Here is a 19729-nt window from a genome sequence, read left to right on the forward strand (position 1 = left end):
AAAAAGATGAATAAAATTATACGATATGTTTTTGTGGATCTCTTGTGTAATAAGACCATTTTATGCTACACCATATTACTCTTTGTGCTTTCCATGACGGTCTACACCATGGAGAACAATTATGAAAAGGGATTACTCAGTCTACTGAATATTGTTTTGTTTGTAGTTCCGTTGATGAGCATCGTTTTTTCTGGCATCTATATCTACCAGAGTTCCGAGTTTATTAATTGCCTTGTCAGTCAGCCTTTACAGCGAAAAAGCATTTGGGGCAGCCTGTATGTGGGTCTGGCAGGTGCACTTAGTTTAGCTTTTTTTATCGGCGTCGGCATACCAACTTTTATCTATGCATTTAGCTATTCGGGTATTACTTTGGTTGGTTGCGGGCTGGTACTTTCCTTAATTTTCGTTTCCATAGCGATGTGGACATCTGTATTGATCAGGGATAAATCGAAGGGGATAGGATTATCAATTTTGCTTTGGCTTTATTTTACGCTGCTTTTTGACGCATTGGTACTATTCATCTTATTTCAGTTTGCAGATTATCCCATCGAACATGGAATGGTTGCTCTGTCCATGCTCAATCCCATCGATATCAGTCGCATCCTTATTTTATTACAGGTAGATCTCTCCGCGATGATGGGCTATACAGGAGCGATATTTCGAGATTTTTTCGGCAATTCAATTGGAATTACGGTCACGCTGCTGGTCATGTTGCTTTGGTGCATCATTCCCTTATGGCTATCTATTCGCTATTTTAAGAAAAAGGATTTATAATAATTTATTTACCATTTAATACTATCATCATGATTAAATCACCCTTATTGGAGGTTTTCAATATTGAACCTCGACTCAAACACCCGACCATATTTGATCATTTCGATGCCCTGGATTCAGGTGAGTCATTTATTATCAAAAACGATCATGATCCCAAGCCGCTCTATTATCAGTTGCTGGGTGAACGTGGAAAGGATATCATTTGGAATTATCTGGAATCGGGCCCTGAATACTGGCAGGTTCGCCTTGGCAAACCGCTGGAAAGCGAAACACTAGAAACCGTTGGCAATATTGCGGCCACGGATATCCGCAAGGCCCAAGTTTTAAAACAGCTCGGAGTAGATTTCTGTTGCGGTGGCAAGCAGACGCTTAAGGAGGCTGCTCACAGTATCGGTCTTGATGAAATCGAATTGCGCAGACGGCTTAATCAATCCGAAGATCTTCCTATATCCGGCCCGTCGTTAAATTTTAAAGATTGGGATATCGATTTTTTAAGTGATTACATTAAGAATGTCCACCATCGGTATGTCCGAGAGAAAGGACCGATTATCCAAGAACTCGCACATAAAGTGGCCGATGTGCATGCACAGCAACATCCCGAGCTGATCAGCTTGTCCAAAGAACTCGATGCTTTTCTTGATGAACTCTATCATCATTTGGATAAAGAGGAGAAGCTACTCTTTCCGGCAATCAAGAATGAACAAGAATTGACCAGCAAACAGGTGGATCAGCTCATTCAATTTTTGATTTCAGAACACGAGGATTCAGGAAAGGAACTTCAGCAGCTGCGCAAAATTACCGAAAACTATACATTGCCAGCCAATGCCTGTAATTCTTACACGTCATTATTTTCACAGATTGAATCATTTGAATCCGATCTTCTGCAGCATATCCATCTGGAGAATAATATTTTATTTCCAAAGTTGCTCGCGAGCTACGGTGTTCAAGTGAATTAAAAACTAGAAAAGCCATGCGGATAAACCAGCATACCAAAATTTCAGAACTCATCAGCTATAATGTCTTGAGCATTGAAGCCATTGCCGCTATTGCCAAACCCTTGCGCAAGATCCGGATTCCGGTCTTGCGTCGAATATTGGCCCCTCGGGTCTCCATAGGCGAAGCAGCAAAAATTGGCGGATGTTCGGTTGCAGATTTTCGAGCTGCGCTGGTACCGCTCGGCTTTGTTTGGATGTCAGATGAAGCCGAGAAAACCATAAATTTATTCGATGCAGTAGAAAGGCCAAGTTGGATGGATGAAGCAGCAGTGACGGTTATATTAGATGTGAGACCCCTCTTGGAAGTGGGTCAAGATCCGTTAAAAGATATTTTTCAGTTGTATCGCTCACTCGCCGCAGGCGGGATTCTTTGCATCAGCAATTCATTTGTCCCCACTCCATTGATCAGGCGAATGGAAGATCGCAAGGTACCAAGCTATACCCACGAATGGGCGGAAGGCGAATTCAGAAGTTACTTTTATAAAAATGATACAGCTCTGTCCGTTCAGCCTGCTGAGGACGATTATATTTCATTTGTGCCGAAGGAACTTTTTGAGCAGAAATTAGCGAGCCTTTCTCCGCTTCATCTGGTTACATTGGATGTCAGCGAACTTCCTATGCCACAGCCGATGGAATTAATTCTTGAGGCCCTTACCCAACTGAAAGCCGATGATGTGGCTTATATAAAACACCGCAAGATTCCGCTCCATCTGCTGGAAGAACTTGATCATTTATCTTATCGTATTTTCATCTATGATCGACACCCTGGAGAGGTCCATCTGTTAATTTATCCCGTAAAATAAAATGGCAAATATTTCTATTCATAAAGCACCTGAACAATATGTCGTATTGCCATTTTTTATCACTTCAGGCATTTTTTTTCTAATTTTCACGGTCCTGATCGTCATTACCGGAAGGGGGCTCTTTGGACACCATTTTCAACCTAAAGTGCTGGCTATTGTCCACAGTCTAGCACTTGGGTGGGGGACGATGGTCATTTATGGGGCGGCTTATCAGCTGGTGCCAGTTATTTTCGAACGTCCGCTTAGCTCTTCCCGATTGGCATTTTCCACTTATATCCTATTGACATTGGGAACCTGCTTGTTGATTTATAGTTTCTGGCATTTCAAGATCGGTTTACTCATGTGTCTTGGAGGTTTATTGATTACCTTCAGCTCCTACCTATACTTCTATACGCTGTGGATGACTACTAAAGATGTGGAGCACCTATTTGAACTACGCCTTTACTTTACGCTATCGGCCTTTTGGCTTTGTTTTACCACAACCTTAGGCCTTTTGCTTGCCATTAATTTATTTCATGGCTTTCTAACTAAAAGTCACCTGGATATTCTAAAGCTACATGCCCACGTTGGTATTGTTGGCTGGTTTTTGCAACTGATCCTGGGAGCAGGGGCAAAGATGCTGCCCATGTTTCTTTTGGGGCGATCTGCCAAAACAAAGTGGCTCTATGTTTCGATCATTTTGATAAACCTTGGCTTGGTCCTTTTTTTATTGGACGGCTATACCCATCCTGTGGGATTAAGATCTCTTATTTTTGGAGTAATTGTGTTATTGGGAGTTATATGCTGGGCTGTTTTTGTTGTAGACTGTTATATACACCGTGCACGTAACATTTTGGATATTACAATGAAACATAGTTTCATTTCCTTTTTGAGTTTACTTTTCGCTTTCTTCACATTGCCTATGGTTGTGCAGCAGCAGTTTGGTAGTTGGGTTAATTTATATTTCGTATGGTTATTTCTTGGATGGATAACAGGCCTTATTTTGGGAATGACTTTTAAGACCCTGCCGTTTATGATCTGGAACTGGCACTATAAAGATCTCAATGGAACCAAAAAAATACCTATGCCTAAGGAACTTTATAGTCAGCGGCTGCTTTCGATACAATATTACCTTTACCTATTGGCACTTTTTGTTATGGCCATTGCTGTGGCCTTTAAATTAAAGTGGCTACTGTATTGTGCTGCCTGGACTTGGGTAGCACTAGCCGTTGTATATGTTCTTAATATCGTTAAAGTAGTTTTTCATCGAAGAACACTATAAATAAAGTATGCACCCGTTTGTATAATGAATGAAAGATAATATGAAAATTGATCTAACAAAACCCGAGGCCTTTGAGGAGTTAAAAGCTGTTCAGGCATTGATGCTTGTGATGGATCCCGAACTGGGAATCAATATCGTAGATATGGGTTTAATTTATCATCTTGATTTAACTGATCCGAGTTGCATTGTCGTAACCATGACATTATCTTCTGCATATTGCCCAATGGGTGACTCTATCGTTCAAGGTGTTGAAAACACATTGCAACAGCAATTTCCAAATAAAGCCATAGTTATCAATCTCGTTTGGGAGCCTATTTGGACGCCGGATCGGATCAGTGAGGAGGGAAAGATCCTATTGGATCGCGGATGATCTGATTAAGAATAAATTCAACTTTCCATACACATCATTAAAGGAGTTCCCTAATCGCTGGTCTGCGGCCTGAGGTTTGTATGCTACCGTAAATATTTGTCGATGTAAATATTTAGCATTGCCTTTTTGTACGGATTAAGACCTTCGGAAACGGCTGAAGTTTCCTTCTGAAATTCTGGTTCTCTATTCAGTTTTCTGTATTCTCTTGCTAATTCCAGCCTGATTCTCATCAATTTTTAAATTTGAACAATCATCAAGACTGACCTAGTGAATTTGGAGCGCGAGGGTAATACCCCATCTACACGGTCAAATACCTGTCGGTCTCCGTATAAACCTCCCTTTGCACAATATACTTACCTGTATATTGATTTCATACCGCATGCGGCATTTTTTTTGGAGCGTATGGTCACCATTAAGGGTAAAACTGAAGATATAAAACTATGGGCTTACAAATAAGTGACGTAAAGGGAATAAGTACCCTGGCATTGGGAATAGGAAATACGCAATTAACATCGCTATGTTCACTCAGCTCCAGCTTGGGTATGCAAATCTATGCGAAGATGGAAATGGGTAATCCGAGTGGTAGTGTAAAAGATAGGTCGGCTACAAACATTTTAGTTGAAGCCATTCGAAAAGGTTATATTAATAACGAAACGACTATTATTGAATCTTCTTCTGGAAATATGGGTATTGCACTAGCGCGGCTCTGTAAGTTGCTTTGCCTCGATTCTTACATTGTTGTAGACCCGCATATTAACCAGCACGCAAGGAAACTTTTGAATGCTTTCGGTGCAAACATCGTCGAGGTAAATGAAAAAGATGAGAATCAGGGTTACCTCGGCAACCGTCTAAAAAAAGTGCAGGACCTTTTGGATAAAGTTCCCAATAGTTATTGGACGAATCAGTACGGTAATCCAAATGTGCATATTGCGCATGAAGGTATATTTCGTGAAGTAACCAGTCAACTCAATGCCGCCCCCGATTATATGCTGGTTGCCACCAGTACATGTGGTACGATCCGTGGCATTGCCGACGCGATTGAGAAAGCATCTGCTACCACCAAGTTGATTGCCGTTGACGCAGTGGGTAGCATTCTATTTGAAAATAAGCCGAACGCTAGAAATATTCCGGGAATGGGAGCAAGCCATCCCTCTGCATTTTTGCAAAAACATCAGATCGATCATTATACATTAGTTTCAGATCTTGAAGCTGTAAAAGGTTGTCAATTATTGCGCGAACGCGAAGGTATGCTCATCGGTGGTTCTTCTGGAGCGCTAGTAGCCGCACTCCATAAATTAAAAAAACAGATCCCGAAAAACTCTTCAGTAGTGCTACTTTTCCCTGATAGTGGCGAGCGCTATCTCGATACCATATACAATGAGGAATGGGTACAGCAGACATTTAAAGAAGTATTGGTATGATTTGGAATACGCAACACATTAATCCACAACAAGACCTATATTCCTATTATCAAGAACGAGAGCAAAAAAAATTGCAGCAACACGGGGATAATACAATTGCCATTGTTGGGGGTGGGCCGAAGGGCTTGTATGGCCTCAATCATTTCGTTAACCGTGTGCGTATAGACCGAGCTACAAAATCCTATAAAGTGCTATGGTTCAACAACGATGAGCTATTTGGATGCGGCCCAAACTATAGCATACACCAACCTGATTACCTGTTAATTAATTACTGTATTGGCCATTTGAATGCTTTTCATGATAAGTATAGTCAGAAAGAAGATCAACAAAGTTTTATGGAGTGGCTCAGTAAGGTGAAGTGTATAGATATAGATGTCCAGCCAACTGACTTTGCTTCGAGAGCTTTGGTGGGCTATTATTTGCAGTGGGTAACTAAGGAGACGATGCGGCAGCTCCCCGCAAATGTCCAACTTCAGCTTATCGCAGAACCCGTTGTGGCAATAGCGGAACAGCATTCTAAGGCAAGGATTGAAACCAACACGGGTAGTTGGGATGTTGCAAGTATATTGCTCGCTACAGGACATTGTTACAATAACACGCCGCTAATCACTGAATCTGAAGTCCCAGTGGCAAATTTTATCAGAAGTCCATATCCGGTGTCAAAATATGATGATATTACTTCTGATGCCCAAGTAGGTATTACCGGCATGGGACTTACTTTCATCGACATTGCATTGGCTCTTACTGAAGGACGCGGCGGCACCTTTGATGATAACGGAGATTATTGTCCTTCAGGAAAGGAACCATTGATCTATTCATTTTCAAGAACTTCCCTACCTATACTTTGTCGTGGTCCACAGTATCAAGAAAAACGTCCGCTATATTTATTAAATGCTTCGAAGTTTAAATTATGGATGCAACAGCCTACGAAAATTGATTTTGAGAAAGATATGCTCCCAATAATCGAGCAGGAAATCCAACTCCGTTATTATGCTGTCCAATTCAACGAGAACGACCTCGAACGTCTACAAAATTTAATAAATGCGATTCCTTTACAACACCGTTTTACATTGCACAAGCTTTTAAAACCCAACTTAACGAGTGAAGAAGAAATATTGCGTTATATTGAGGAGAATATTGAGGAGGCACAACGAGGTGAACAGAATAGCCCATTAATGGCGGCTGCTTCGGTCTGGTCTGAGATATGTCCATCTATTGCTGAATTATATTCTTCCGTAGGGTTTACCGGCAATTCGCAGCAGCAGTTGGATCAGTATTATTTCGGTGCTTTCAACCGCGTAAGCTATGGTCCGCCAATTGCCAATATGGAAAAAATATTAGCCTTGGCAAGAGCGGGTATCATCCGTTTCTTGCCATTAAAAAAGCCGACCATTCGATGGCAAGAAGTGGGGAGTGTTTTCGTCGTTTGTGACGAAAATGGAAAAGCTACATCTTTTAATACCTTAATCGATGCACGCATAGGCAGACCCTCCTTACATCAGCATAATGCTGCTTTATATGATACACTTTTGAGCCAAGGGCTAATTTGTCCCCATCAAAATGAAGCTTATTTCCCTGGTACTTTGTCCATGGACAAGCGCGGCAAGTGCAATACCTTAGCCAGGGTACCCATTTACTGCTATGGCGCGAATACCGAAGGCGTATTCTTCGACAACGACAGCTTGTCACGAACAAAAAACGATACCTCCTGTTATTGGGTAGACGATACAATCCGAACATTATAGAAATACAGCATGAACACAACATTTTTTCCCTTAACACCCATTCTGCATCCTTGGGTAAATCATCTTACCAAAGAGCCGAAAGAACTTTTTGAACGAATTGAACAATACGGATCACCAGTCAATATACATCACTTTAAGCCTCTAAATGAAAATATACATGCTTACCAGACTGTACTAAATAAGTATAATGTCATTCACAAGATATTCTTCGCCCGTAAAGCAAATAAATGCCTGCAACTTGCTCAAGCCGTGGCGGATGCCGGCCAAGGTGTGGATACCGCAAGCTTTAGGGAACTTCAGCAATGCCTTGACGCAGGAATAGCCAGTGAGCAACTCGTGCTGACTGCTGCAGTCAAAAATCGACAGCTCTTTGAATTGGCATTAAAGCATAATGTCACCGTTGTGTTGGATAACGAAGATGAGTTGGAATTAGCACAGGATGTTGCCGCAATGTTTGGAAAAACCTTGCTAATTAACATACGTGTAGGAGGATTTCATGTCAATGGCCAACGATTACCAACACGTTTTGGCTTTGCTATCGATAGTGTTGCAGAACGCATTGAAGGTTTGGCAGAAATCTATCCTCACCTCAAATACAACGGGCTGCATTTTCATCTTAATGGCTATTCAATTGACGAACGTGTTGCTGCCATTGAACAGTCAGTACAGGTGATTGATGCATTGCATGACTTAGGAATACACACGCGATCGCTCGATATTGGCGGAGGTATCCTGATGAATTATCTTAAATCGCACCAAGAATGGTTATCCTTTCATACAGCATTACGTGAAGCCGTACTCGGCAATCGACCTGAACTTACTTACCAGAATGATGCCTTAGGTATGGTCAAGATCGAGGATAAGCTTTATGGCGAACCTACTGTATATCCATATTTCAATGAGATCCATAAGGAAAAATTATTAGAGCATATTCTCACAGCCCATTCCAGCATCTATGGGCTCCCAATACACCGACTCTTTACAGATCGGAGGCTGGAATTACGCATGGAACCTGGCCGTTCATTGTTGGATCAAGTAGGTTGTACGTTGGCAAAGGTGGCCTTTCGCAAGAAAGATAGCGAGGGTCGTCTGCTTGTGGGGTTGGAAATGAACCGTACACAGTTGCGTAGTTCGAGTGCCGACTTTTTATTGGATCCTCTGCATCTACCCAAACAGCAAGTCGATGATTCAGATGAGCCCTGTTATGCATATCTTGTCGGGAGTTATTGTCTCGAACAAGAGTTGATTCTCAAACGACAAATTAAGCTGCAGAAATATCCGGAAATTGGAGATCTTATCCTTTTTCCCAACACAGCAGGTTACATGATGCATTTTTACGAATCGGAAGCACACCTCTTCGAACTTGCAAAGAATGTATTTATCTAGCTGAATTTAAAGTTCATATTTAAGTTGATAGAAATAGCTTTATAACATGAAGGGCCTAATATATTCATTGGGCCCTTTGTAATGGAATTTACCTCCTAATTCTCCAAATTTTCTGATCGTGTTATAATAGCACATTATCCCTAGTTAGCCTTTCCAAAAAACATTATTCTAACCTATAATGTAAAGTTATTCGTTATTTATCGCTTTGCGGTGCATCAACAACCATTCATAAATCCAGGGCTCAGTTTCATAGAGGTACTGGATGCTGTGACCTTTTCCTGTAAGACGGTGGAAAATAATTTCACCATTGCATTCCTCTAGAGATTCGACTATCCTTTCTGTTTCATGTATGGAGATTTGATCATCCGCCGTTCCGTGATAGGTCAGGATGGGGATGTCTCTGAGCATGCAAATGCGAGTAGTATCGCTATCATTTACCCCTCCACACAATGGGACAATTGCCGCAATTTTTTCGGGATGATCCAATGCTGCAGCGTAGGTTCCATATCCACCCATACTTATTCCAGTCACATAAACACGACTCTTGTCGATGCGGTAGTTTGAGGTTATTTCATTGTAAAGCGAGTCGAACCAATTTTCCGTAGACCAATATCTACCCTCCGGACATTGTGGTGCAACCATTACAAAATCAAATTCCTTTCCTTGATCTACTAAATAAGGTAAACCATAGATCTTTAATTTTTCAAGATCATCGCCCTTTTGAGATCCTCCGTGAAGATAGATAACCAATGGATGTGTGGACGTATCTGTATGGTAATTTTTAGGGAGATAGGTTAGGTGTTTATAATTGACTTTTAGCTTTTCCTGAGCAATAGACTGTGATGTAAAGATGCCGAAAACGAATATTGAGAGCAGTTGAGGATAAAGATAGCACATCTTACTGTAAATTTTGAGGAGTTCTTGACAAGTCATATTGGAAGAAAATGAGAAGTTTACTACAATGTATTCATGCCGCTATCGTAATATCATTCCTATCCTTTCCCGTTCTTTATCCGATAGGGGGATAGCCTGCTCAATGATAGGTAATATCTGTGCTTTACGATCTGTTTGTAGCAAGAGATCCAAGAAGCCTAAGTATGTCCTAATTAAATCATCTTTGATACCGACAAAAGCACGTGGATTGGCAATATAAAGCTCTTGCACCAGCTGGAGCAAGGTGGCCTTACGACCGCTATCAGCATCAGCATGCCCGTAGTGGGGTAAAAGATTCTTCTGTGCGAGTTCTTCTAATTTGAGATCCACGGCTTTTTCGCGGACATATTTCTTCTGTTTTCTTTCCAGCATATCACGTAATTCAGCTAAGAGCTTGCGATACACTACTTGTTGTTCTTTCTCGCTGAATAAGTTTCCTTCAGTAGATAGCGTCATATCTGACATTTCGAAACTGTCAAAAAAATCAGACTCTACGTAAACCGAATGATGAAATTCAATAGCATTATTGTTAAAACTACTCAGCAGTTTCGTTACCTCCACTTTATGACTGTTCAGGAAATAATAGTAGTAACGGTCCCCAATGGAATATTTCCATCGGATATAATTAATCTTAAATACGAACGAATTCTCTTGGGGACTATATATCGTAACTGAGGTTTCATCAGTCTCCTGAATCAGCTGCTGATAGACGATCGGATTACCATTTATGGTGATATTGTAACCCAGATCCTTATTTAGATACAAGAACCAGCCAAATTCCTGTGCTAGAAAATCTTTAAAATCCTCCGATTCGAATGTCATAGCATTTAGGCCAAATAATCCTTCGAGTAACACAGTGGTTCCTGTATGCTCCGACTGGGATGGCAGCAATTCGGAGCTATCGTATGTTTCTTTATTATCTCTGTCTATGGTTATTGTGTACGCCATCAGGCCCTGATGCTGCGCTACCACAGTATGCCAAGTGGCACGGGTGGCAAAAAGGGAAAATGAGAATCGCCCTTTTCCCTTTTTGCCCCGTGTATAGGAAGTACGTTTGGGTTGCGCTTTCTTGAGTGAATCCAGAAAGTTGCCAAATGAATAGTCTAATGTATCCGGTGTTATACCTTCTCCATTATCGCTGATACTAAACTGTTCGATATGGCCAAGTTCATTACTCTTGATTTCGATGGATACTGCTGTGGCTTTAGCATCAAATCCATTCCATATATATTCAGCAATGGCTTGCTTAGCATCCTTTGGTAAACCCGCGGATTCTATGCTTGCATTTGTGATCTTTGTACTATTCCTCATGATAATTGACCTTTAGGTCAAATCTATTAAAATTATCATTCATTTTATAGTTATACTAAAGAAAATAGTAATGTTTAAAAGATTGGTGAGAGCGTTTCTGCAGATGCAGTTACCATAAATATACGATTGAGATTGTTCAATTATGTAAGGTTCAAAATGCGGTATTTCGCAATGAGATTGTGCATTGGTAATATCAATCGAGCTGTACGATTTATTGATTTTATAGGCAGGCAAACTCGAAATTATAGATATTAATGTTAATTTTATATGAAATTAACATCTGTTACGTTAATTTGCATCAATTAAATTTACCAAATTCATGATAGCTGGGCTGAAAAATATTTCCATATCAATGGACGATTTTGTCTTATTAAAAGCTGGAGATCAGTCAGTTTTTGGTGTCGTTTTTAATTATTATCAGCCGATTATCTATTTTAAAGTCCGGCAGCTCTGTAAAAATGATAGTGATGCAGAGGAAGTGACACAGGAAGTTTTTATCGAATTTTACTTAAAAAGAATGCAGCTTTCCGGTCCGGAAGCCATTTTTCCTTTTCTATTTGCTATTTCAAAAAGAATGGCCATATCCAATTTCCGTAAATCGCTGGTCCGGTCCAATTATCTACAGTCGCTTGAGCATACCTGGCTTGAAAATTCCTTTTCGCTGCAGGATGAACTGGAAGGCAAGGAGCTGCAGGTCATCCTGGAATCCATTATTGAACAATTGCCGCCACAGCAACAGGCAATTTACCGAAGGAGCAAATTTGAGGATCAATCTTATCAGGAAATTGCCGATGAGGAAGGGCTCTCCAAAAATACGGTGCGCAATCACCTCAGCCTCGCCTCGAAATTTGTGCGGTTCAAGCTGGACAAAATCCTGTCTATCTTTTTTTTATAAGAACCTCAACTTGTGCATCGATTTTTTATTAGCCCATTTAGCAATCCCCGGGGGACTAAAAAAAAATGGCATCTATAATCCTTTTCTAAAAATAATCTTTTGCATTGGTACTTTTTTCGGGTTCGCGCGATTATGTAGGTGAAATCGATCGAAAGGAATGAACCAAATTGAACAATACAGCCAATTAATACGTAAATATCTTGCTGATCAAGCCAGCAAAGAAGAACAGGATCTGCTTGTAGGATTAATGGATGATCCCGTATTTCTTCAGGCTTGGGAGAAAGTCTGGCGGGAGAATTCGTATGACGCACAGCCCGCAACGTACCCTGACCCACATCGGATGTTGGAAAATATAATGGCTGATCCCCGAATTACAACAGCGGCATCTACTCTCCAAAAGACTACAGATGGTCATTTTAATCTCAGAAGAAGTTGGTGGCAGGTTGCGGCAGTCTTTCTTGCGTTCTGCGGTGCCGTGCTATGGGGCTACTACAACTTTTATACCGGGGATAGGCTGCCGAAAGAGCAGCTGTCTAAGGTGTCGATCGTACCGGGTTCTGATAAAGCCATAATCATCCTTGAAAATGGAAAACAGATCGACCTCAGTTTGCTCCGTGCGGATACGGTCCTTGACCACGGAGAATATTTGATTACTAAGGATAATGAAGGTCAAATCAGTTATAGTCTCAAAGACAACCTGACATCAATAAATAATATCGTCTACAATACGATTGTAACCCCTAGAGGTGGAGAATATTCATTAAAGATGGCCGACGGAAGTCTTGTGCAGCTCAATGCAGGAAGTAAGATCAAATATCCTGTAAAATTTGATGCAAAGTTGCGGTTGGTGCAGCTTGAAGGTGAAGCCTATTTTGAAGTGGCTAAAATGGATAACAAAGGCAAACGGGTACCTTTTATCGTGCAAAGTGGAGCACAGACACTTGAGGTTCTTGGAACACATTTTAACATTAGGAGTTTTGGGGATCACATCGTTACCACATTGGTAGAAGGAAAAGTCAAGCTTTCTTTTGCCGATGCTACCTTAAAAGAACAGTTGCTTACACCCAATGATCAGGTCATTTTCGATCAAAATAGCAAGCGTGTGAAAAAAGAGCAAGTAGATCCCTTCTATAGTCTCGCTTGGAAAAATGGAAATTTTGCTTTTGATAATGCATCCATAGAGGCGGTCATGGAAGAGGTGGCACGCTGGTATGATGTTGAGATCAGTTACCAAGATCAGTTGCAGGGACAGCACTTCTCCGGGACAATTTCCCGCTATGAGAATATCGATAAACTATTGAAAACAATTTCTTTCGCCGGTGGTGTACATTTCGAACGTAAAGGAAGGAGGATATATGTGCTAAACTAACGCTAATGAGAAGGGAAGCATATATAACAATCAGGAGCGCGCCAACGCCCCTGAAAGTTCTGTCTTTTTCTCGACATGGATGACTAATAAAACCGTGAAATTTTATCTCAACCGAATGCAATTTACTAAAAAAAAATTGATCGCATTGCCGCAATTGTGGCAGGTGCGATCCCAGAAAATACCAATTTCTATGAAATTGTCTATAGCAATTCCTCTCTTATTTGCTGCCAATTTGCAGCTGCATGCATTTTCTTTTGGCCAGACCGTCCATCTGAAGCGGACCAATGTAAAGGTGAGTGCGGTCTTGAAAGAACTGCAGAAGCAAAGTGGATACAATATTTTTTACAACGAGTCGCTTATTGCAAAAGACGACCGTATTAGTGTGAGCTACCATAATATCTCATTTGAGCAAGCACTGAATGATCTGTTGACTCAGCTTCAGTTATCTTATGTGAAAGCAGATAATAATATAGTTCTGAACAAAAGAGTGGAACAGTCTGCTCGCCAAACATCGGTTACGGAAACTCCGCAGCGTTACCCGATCAAAGGATTTATTAAAGATGATCAGGGCCGGCCTTTGGATAATGTTACGATTAGTGAAAAAGGCAAAAAGGAGAAAAGCTTAAGTCGTGCGGATGGTAGTTTTCAAATTCAGGTAGACAGCCGTAATGGCATACTTGTCTTTACCATGGTTGGTTATGAGCCGCTTGAAATAGCGCTAGCACAGCAATCAACATTGAATGTAACCATGAAGCCCTCAGTCAACGCAATGGAAGAAGTTGTGGTCGTGGGGTATGGCGTGCAGAAAAAGGCAAATCTGACGGGGGCTGTGTCGCAGGTCAATGCCGATGATATCGCGTTGCGTCCAAGTGCGAATATAGCAGGTACGCTTCAGGGACTTATGCCCGGTTTAAACATCCAGCTCAATAACGGCGATCCATCCAAGGCACCTGATATCAATGTGCGCGGATTTAATTCCATTAATGAGGGCGGCCCGCTGGTATTGATTGATGGGATTGAGGGGAATATTACCCGCGTTAATCCTAATGACATTGAAAGTGTTTCTGTACTGAAAGATGCCGCCTCTGCGGCTATTTATGGCGCTCGTGGTGCTTTTGGTGTCATCTTAGTAACCACCAAAAAAGGTAAGGTAGGAACAGTGAAGGTGGATTATGTTAACAATTTTGCTTGGACGACACCGGCCTCACGTACCGATTATATTTCCGATCCCTATGTTTATGGGAAAACGGTAGATGCTGCGCTATATGGGTATAATGGCAGTTCTTATACACGGTACAATCCAATGGACTGGGAAGCGATCAAAATGGTGGCTGCGGGTGAGATTGCGCCCTTTCATGAGAAACAGGCGGATGGAACTTACAAGTTTTTCTATAAAACCAATTGGTGGGATTACCTATTTAAAAAATATCAGCCTTCCAATTTCCATAATATTGCCATTTCTGGAGGTAGCGAAAAGCTCAAAGCCTATCTTTCGGGACGTATGTTCAAAAGAGAAACAATCAATAATATCAATGACGATTCCAATATGGACCGTCAGAATATGAAATCCAATTTGGTATTCACACCCAACAGCTGGTTGGAAATTTCGAACAATACACAGTTCATCAACGAAAAGGATAAAGAATATGGTGGATATGCGAATGGTCTAGGGGGACTTTGGAGTACGACTACGTGGTATTATTTGATGCCTTTTTACCCCAATTTTGTAGACGGTATTCCAACAGATATAGGTGTAGGTACTGGTGGTCAAGGTGCGAATGCAGGACTCGAATCAGGAAAGAGCTGGGAGCTGCGCAATAGTGAAGAATTTACCAATACCTTCCGTGTGCTGCTCAAGCCATTGAAAGGCCTTCAGGTAAATTTTGATTATAGCAACCGTATCGAAAACTTTTCACGGAGCACACGCCTTAACCCCTTCAGTTATTATTCTGGCAATAAACTCAATTATGCGACTGCAGGGCTTAACCGTCTGACAGAATACCGCTGGAAAGACAAGTATAATGCGATGAACCTGTTTGCGACCTACGAAAAAAATGTGGCGCAAAAACATCAGTTCAAAGTATTGGTAGGCTACAATCAGGAATCCTTTGACCGGGACCGTATTGCCGGGGCCATGGACGACCTGCTGATCGAAGATCTATCTAACTTGGCGCTGGGGACTTCCATGTATAGCCTGAGCGGAACAGCTGAAAATTGGGCTATTCAGGGCGTATTTGGCCGTTTTAATTATGCCTACAATAATAAGTACCTGCTGGAAATAAATTCACGGTATGATGGCTCATCACGGTTTCCAAGCGGGAGCCGATGGGGATTTTTTCCCTCCGTCTCATTGGGTTGGCAGCTGGACCGTGAGCATTTTTGGGAATCGATCAAAGGCAGTATACCCACCTTAAAGCTCAGAGCGTCGTATGGCAAACTCGGCAACCAGACTGTAGGGGTCAATACCTTTAAGGAATTGATGACCGTGCAGCAGTTAGCTTGGCTAAATGGGGGTACCCGTCTTATCGGGGCCAGTACGCCGGCACCTTTACCCAATGTCGTCACCTGGGAACGGACCAAAAGCATTGACTTTGGTGTTGATCTTGGGCTGATTCAGAACAAGCTCAATGTTAATTTTGACTGGTATCAGAAGGATGTTGAAGGCATGTATCTTCCGGGCCAACCACTTCCAGCGGTATTTGGAGCTAATGAACCGCGCGAAAACTACGCGGCTTTGCGTAATAAGGGTTTTGAGGTTGGGATAACCTATCAGGATAAGTTTGACCTTGCCGGCTCAGCTTTGCGCTTCAACATTGCCGTGAATACCACTAATTTTAAAGGCATCATCACGAAATATAATAATCCACAAGGCTTGTTGAGCTCCTATTACGAAGGACAGGTGCTGGGGCAGATCTGGGGATACCATATCGACGGACAGTTTCAGTCTGATGCGGAGGCATTGAGCTATCAGAATAGTTTCCAAGATCCGCAATTGTCCCTCTCTAAAGTATATAACGATATTCTGAGTGTATCGCAAAACAGTGAATGGAATATGTTGCGCGGCGGCGATGTGAAATATGTGGATCTCAATGGTGATGGACGCATCGACAAAGGAGATAATACGCTTGCCAACCATGGTGATATTAAACCAATTGGCAATGCCATGCCGAAATTTCCATTTGGTGTCAATATGGGTGCTTCCTGGAATAATTTTGATCTTTCGGCAGCCTTTGCTGGTGTTGCCAAACAGGACTGGTACCCGACAGGAGATTTATACTGGGGATCCTATCAGCGGCCCTATCTTTCTTTTGTCCGTAAAGACTTGGTCGATAATGCATGGACGCCGGACAATAAAGGGAACAAGTATCCACAGATCTATCGGGGATATTCATCCTTACAGAGTGGAAGGTCACTTTACGAATTGAACGATTATTACCTGACCAATGTTGGGTTCCTACGAATGAAAAATTTTACGTTGGGTTACACCTTGCCACAGCAATGGACACGGCGCTATAAAGTCGAAAAATTACGGTTTTACTTTAGCGGCGAGAATCTGTTGACCTGGAACTTTGGGAATCTGACGAAGTATATAGATCCCGAACAGGCTGGTGCAATGATCAATTATAATTCGCCCGCAAGTGCCAATGATCCTGCAGATTCCTCAGAGCGAGGGCTACTGCGGGACTACCCCATGGGTAAAACGTATTCTTTTGGTTTAATGCTTACGCTTTAATACTTGACATCGCAATGATAATGACACTTAGAACAAATACCTATAAATTACTTGGTCTGTTGATCTTACTTTCGCTGGCAGCTTGTCAGAAAGATTATTTGGACCGTCCTTCGGAGGACCAGGTGGAAGCACCGTATTTTTTCAATACAGCAAAGGATCTGGAGGTTGCCACCAATGATTTTTACACTTTTTTGCCGAATGAATCTTGGTATACTAATGATGGTAGTTCGGACAATATGATCCCCCTCACGGTGGCCGATCGGATCAAGGGCAATCGAACTGTCCCCGTGGGAAGTGGTTCGGGCGGTTGGTCCTGGAGCCAGTTGCGCAAGATCAATTACTTTCTGGCCAACTACCATAAAGTTCCCGACGCTGCGGCACAAAAGAAATACGGCGGCATAGCCCGTTTTTTTAGAGCAAATTTTTATTACGATAAGGTGAAAACTTTTGGTGACGTGCCTTGGTATGGAAAGGTGCTGAGTGCCAAAGATGAAGACCTTTTCAAGGCCAGGGACTCACGGCAGCTGGTGATGGATTCCATTATGGCCGATCTGGACTATGCGATCGAAAATATACCAGCTGAAAAACAGCTTAACTTGATCACTAAATACACGGCGCTGCTTCTGAAAGCCAGGGTGGCACTCTTTGAAGGAACGTTTAGAAAATACCATCAGATCGCGGGATATGAAAAATTCCTGAATGAGGCTGTTAGTGCATCGGCCGAACTGATGAATACCGGGGCCTATACCTTGTACAGTCAGGGCGGTGCGGATCAAGCCTATCGGAATCTGTTTGCCCGAAATAATCAGGATCAGGTGGAGACTATCCTTGCCATTGATTTTGAACTGGGCATGCGTGTGCATGGCCTTGGCTATTCTTTTACCTCAGCAACTTCGGGGGCGTACGGTATCGCCAAAGATATGATCAATAGCTATCTGATGAAGGATGGAAGCCGCTTTACAGATAGATCGGGTTATAAGACCATGGAATTCTATCAGGAAATGCAAAATAGAGATCCAAGGCTGACACAGACAACAGCGGGGCCAGACTTCCGTGCTAACGGCGAAACAGCGAATGAGCCTGTCAACTTGACGATCACCACGACAGGCTACCGTCTGATCAAGGCGTTGCCGGATAAATTGCAATGGGGCGTATCGGCCTCTTATTTTGATGTCATCTTATTTCGTTATGCAGAGGCACTGCTGATCAATGCCGAAGCAAAAGCCGAACTTGGGAGGATCAGTCAAAGCGACCTCGACCTGACGGTCAATAAGCTACGTAGCCGCGCGGGGATGCCGATGCTATCCCTCGCTGAAGCGAATGCTAATCCTGACCCTTATCTGCTGGCCATGTATCCCAATGTCGATGCTGGTGCATTCAGGGGAGTTCTTTTGGAAATACGACGCGAAAGACGGATCGAATTGTTCAACGAAGGACAGCGCTGGGATGACTTAATGCGCTGGAAAGCCGGATCCAAACTGAATCAGCCTATTGTCGGGGTTTATTTCCCCGGTATCGGAGCTTATGATTTCACAGGGGATGGCAAGGCGGATGTGTATGTCCATACAGGTAACACATCGGGTGCACCGGGTACCGTGACCACATTGATCAATATCAATCAGCGGACACTTTATGATCCAGTTTTGAATACACAGAATGCCAATAAGGGGTCACTTGATCCATTTTATCAACGGGGTAAGTTTGATGAAAAACGTGATTACTATGCACCGATCCCAATCGAAGATATCAAGTTAAACCCAAATTTGAAACAAAATCCTGAATGGGAGAAATTATACAGATAACATGAAACAACTTATTTTTATTTCGATCTTTTGTTATCTTTTGATCCCCAGATATACCTACTGCCAAAAACAAGATCGGCCTGATTATGCCGTTGGCTACTCCCTTGATATCCGGAAGATAACATTGGAAAAGCTAAAAGAAGACAAAGCAATTGGTATGGATTATATAGAGATAGCAGGTCTCGGAAGCTTTGTCAATGCAGATCTCAGTTTAAAAATCCCGCAGGCTGAATGGTTGCTTAAATGCGATTCGTTGGCCATTGTACTGAAAAAAGCCGCGGTGAAGGTATGGTCTATCCATATGCCCTTTTCCGCCAAAATAGATATTTCTACGCTGGACGAACAGCAGCGGCAGCAGGTGATGCGTATGCACTTGCAGCTACTGGAAGGTCTTTACCGTCTTCATCCGCAGGTGATTCTGTTTCACCCATCCTACTACCTAGAGCCGAACAGACGCGAGCCCCGCAAGGATCAGCTGGTACGTTCTGTCAATGAGTTGTACACGGCGGTATCGGGGGCAGGGGGGCAACTTGTCATCGAAAATATGCTCGGGCCTTCGTTGACGGTAGGGGAGCGGGAACGACCCCTACTGCGGACCGTGGAAGAATGTCAGGAACTTTTCGCCCGCTTTCCTCATCAGGTCGGCATTGCCGTGGATATGAACCATATTGCGCATCCCGAGCGACTGCTTTTGGCGTTTGGACCACGCGTCAAGACGCTGCACGTCGCGGATGGGGATGGAACGAAGGAAAGTCACTACCTGCCTTGTAATGGTAAAGGGCAGAATGGCTGGAATACCATATTGGCGGCACTTGAAAAAATTAAATATAAAGGTGTATTCATGTTTGAGTGTCATTATGAAACCACAGCCCAGCTGATGGAATGTTACCGTCAGCTGCAGCAAAATTACAGCAATACAAAACAATAAGTA

General features: G+C 42.4%; 15 protein-coding genes. 13 read left to right on the top strand and 2 right to left on the bottom strand.

Annotated elements, in window-relative coordinates:
* The first annotated feature begins 6 nt into the window (after window positions 1–6).
* From VXM68_RS10620 to VXM68_RS10655, 8 genes are all read left to right on the top strand, one after another.
* Entirely contained in the window at window positions 7–774 is a 768-nt protein-coding gene (locus tag VXM68_RS10620; RefSeq protein ID WP_367211214.1) for an ABC transporter permease subunit, read from the top strand.
* Window positions 775–803: 29 nt separating this feature from the next.
* The gene (ric, locus tag VXM68_RS10625) at window positions 804–1730 is read left to right on the top strand and encodes an iron-sulfur cluster repair di-iron protein (protein ID WP_293955673.1); all 927 of its coding nucleotides are present in this window, start codon (window positions 804–806) and stop codon (window positions 1728–1730) included.
* A 14-nt stretch (window positions 1731–1744) separates the two neighbouring features.
* Window positions 1745–2572: a DUF2249 domain-containing protein gene (locus tag VXM68_RS10630; protein ID WP_293955672.1), complete on the top strand. Its 828-nt coding sequence runs from the start codon at window positions 1745–1747 to the stop codon at window positions 2570–2572.
* Window position 2573: 1 nt separating this feature from the next.
* A complete protein-coding gene (locus VXM68_RS10635; protein WP_367211215.1) occupies window positions 2574–3833 on the top strand; it encodes a hypothetical protein in 1260 nt (419 codons plus the stop codon).
* Between the two features lie 40 nt (window positions 3834–3873).
* On the top strand, window positions 3874–4203 hold the full coding sequence (locus VXM68_RS10640; protein WP_293885470.1) for a metal-sulfur cluster assembly factor: 330 nt from the start codon (window positions 3874–3876) through the stop codon (window positions 4201–4203).
* Window positions 4204–4643: 440 nt separating this feature from the next.
* Window positions 4644–5624, top strand: a complete 981-nt coding sequence (gene sbnA, locus VXM68_RS10645; protein ID WP_293955670.1) for a 2,3-diaminopropionate biosynthesis protein SbnA — start codon at window positions 4644–4646, stop codon at window positions 5622–5624.
* Window positions 5621–7369 carry an FAD/NAD(P)-binding protein gene (locus tag VXM68_RS10650; RefSeq protein ID WP_293955669.1) on the top strand — a complete coding sequence of 583 codons (1749 nt, stop codon included), beginning with the start codon at window positions 5621–5623 and terminating at the stop codon, window positions 7367–7369. The genes sbnA and VXM68_RS10650 overlap by 4 nt, the downstream gene beginning before the upstream one ends.
* A 9-nt stretch (window positions 7370–7378) precedes the next feature.
* A complete protein-coding gene (locus VXM68_RS10655; protein WP_367211216.1) occupies window positions 7379–8755 on the top strand; it encodes an alanine racemase in 1377 nt (458 codons plus the stop codon).
* 186 nt (window positions 8756–8941) lie between these two features.
* Here VXM68_RS10655 and VXM68_RS10660 read toward each other — a convergent pair whose 3' ends face one another.
* Window positions 8942–9652, bottom strand: a complete 711-nt coding sequence (locus VXM68_RS10660) for a prolyl oligopeptidase family serine peptidase (protein WP_367211217.1) — start codon at window positions 9650–9652, stop codon at window positions 8942–8944.
* A gap of 78 nt (window positions 9653–9730) precedes the next feature.
* Entirely contained in the window at window positions 9731–10999 is a 1269-nt protein-coding gene (locus VXM68_RS10665) for an ATP-binding protein (RefSeq protein WP_367211218.1), read from the bottom strand.
* A 352-nt stretch (window positions 11000–11351) separates the two neighbouring features.
* On the opposite strand from VXM68_RS10665, the gene VXM68_RS10670 reads away from it, so the two are divergent.
* The 5 genes from VXM68_RS10670 to VXM68_RS10690 all read left to right on the top strand — a co-directional run bounded on the left by VXM68_RS10670 (window position 11352) and on the right by VXM68_RS10690 (window position 19726).
* A complete protein-coding gene (locus VXM68_RS10670; RefSeq protein WP_367211219.1) occupies window positions 11352–11894 on the top strand; it encodes an RNA polymerase sigma factor in 543 nt (180 codons plus the stop codon).
* Between the two features lie 157 nt (window positions 11895–12051).
* Window positions 12052–13263, top strand: coding sequence for a FecR domain-containing protein (locus tag VXM68_RS10675; protein WP_293955664.1), 1212 nt, complete (start codon window positions 12052–12054; stop codon window positions 13261–13263).
* Between the two features lie 190 nt (window positions 13264–13453).
* The gene (locus VXM68_RS10680; RefSeq protein ID WP_293955663.1) at window positions 13454–16996 is read left to right on the top strand and encodes a TonB-dependent receptor; all 3543 of its coding nucleotides are present in this window, start codon (window positions 13454–13456) and stop codon (window positions 16994–16996) included.
* A gap of 20 nt (window positions 16997–17016) precedes the next feature.
* Window positions 17017–18798, top strand: coding sequence for a RagB/SusD family nutrient uptake outer membrane protein (locus VXM68_RS10685; protein WP_367211220.1), 1782 nt, complete (start codon window positions 17017–17019; stop codon window positions 18796–18798).
* 1 nt (window position 18799) lies between these two features.
* The gene (locus VXM68_RS10690) at window positions 18800–19726 is read left to right on the top strand and encodes a sugar phosphate isomerase/epimerase family protein (protein WP_367211221.1); all 927 of its coding nucleotides are present in this window, start codon (window positions 18800–18802) and stop codon (window positions 19724–19726) included.
* Window positions 19727–19729 lie beyond the last annotated feature (3 nt).

The sequence above is a fragment of the Sphingobacterium sp. R2 genome (assembly GCF_040760075.1).
In the GTDB taxonomy this organism is placed as follows: domain Bacteria; phylum Bacteroidota; class Bacteroidia; order Sphingobacteriales; family Sphingobacteriaceae; genus Sphingobacterium.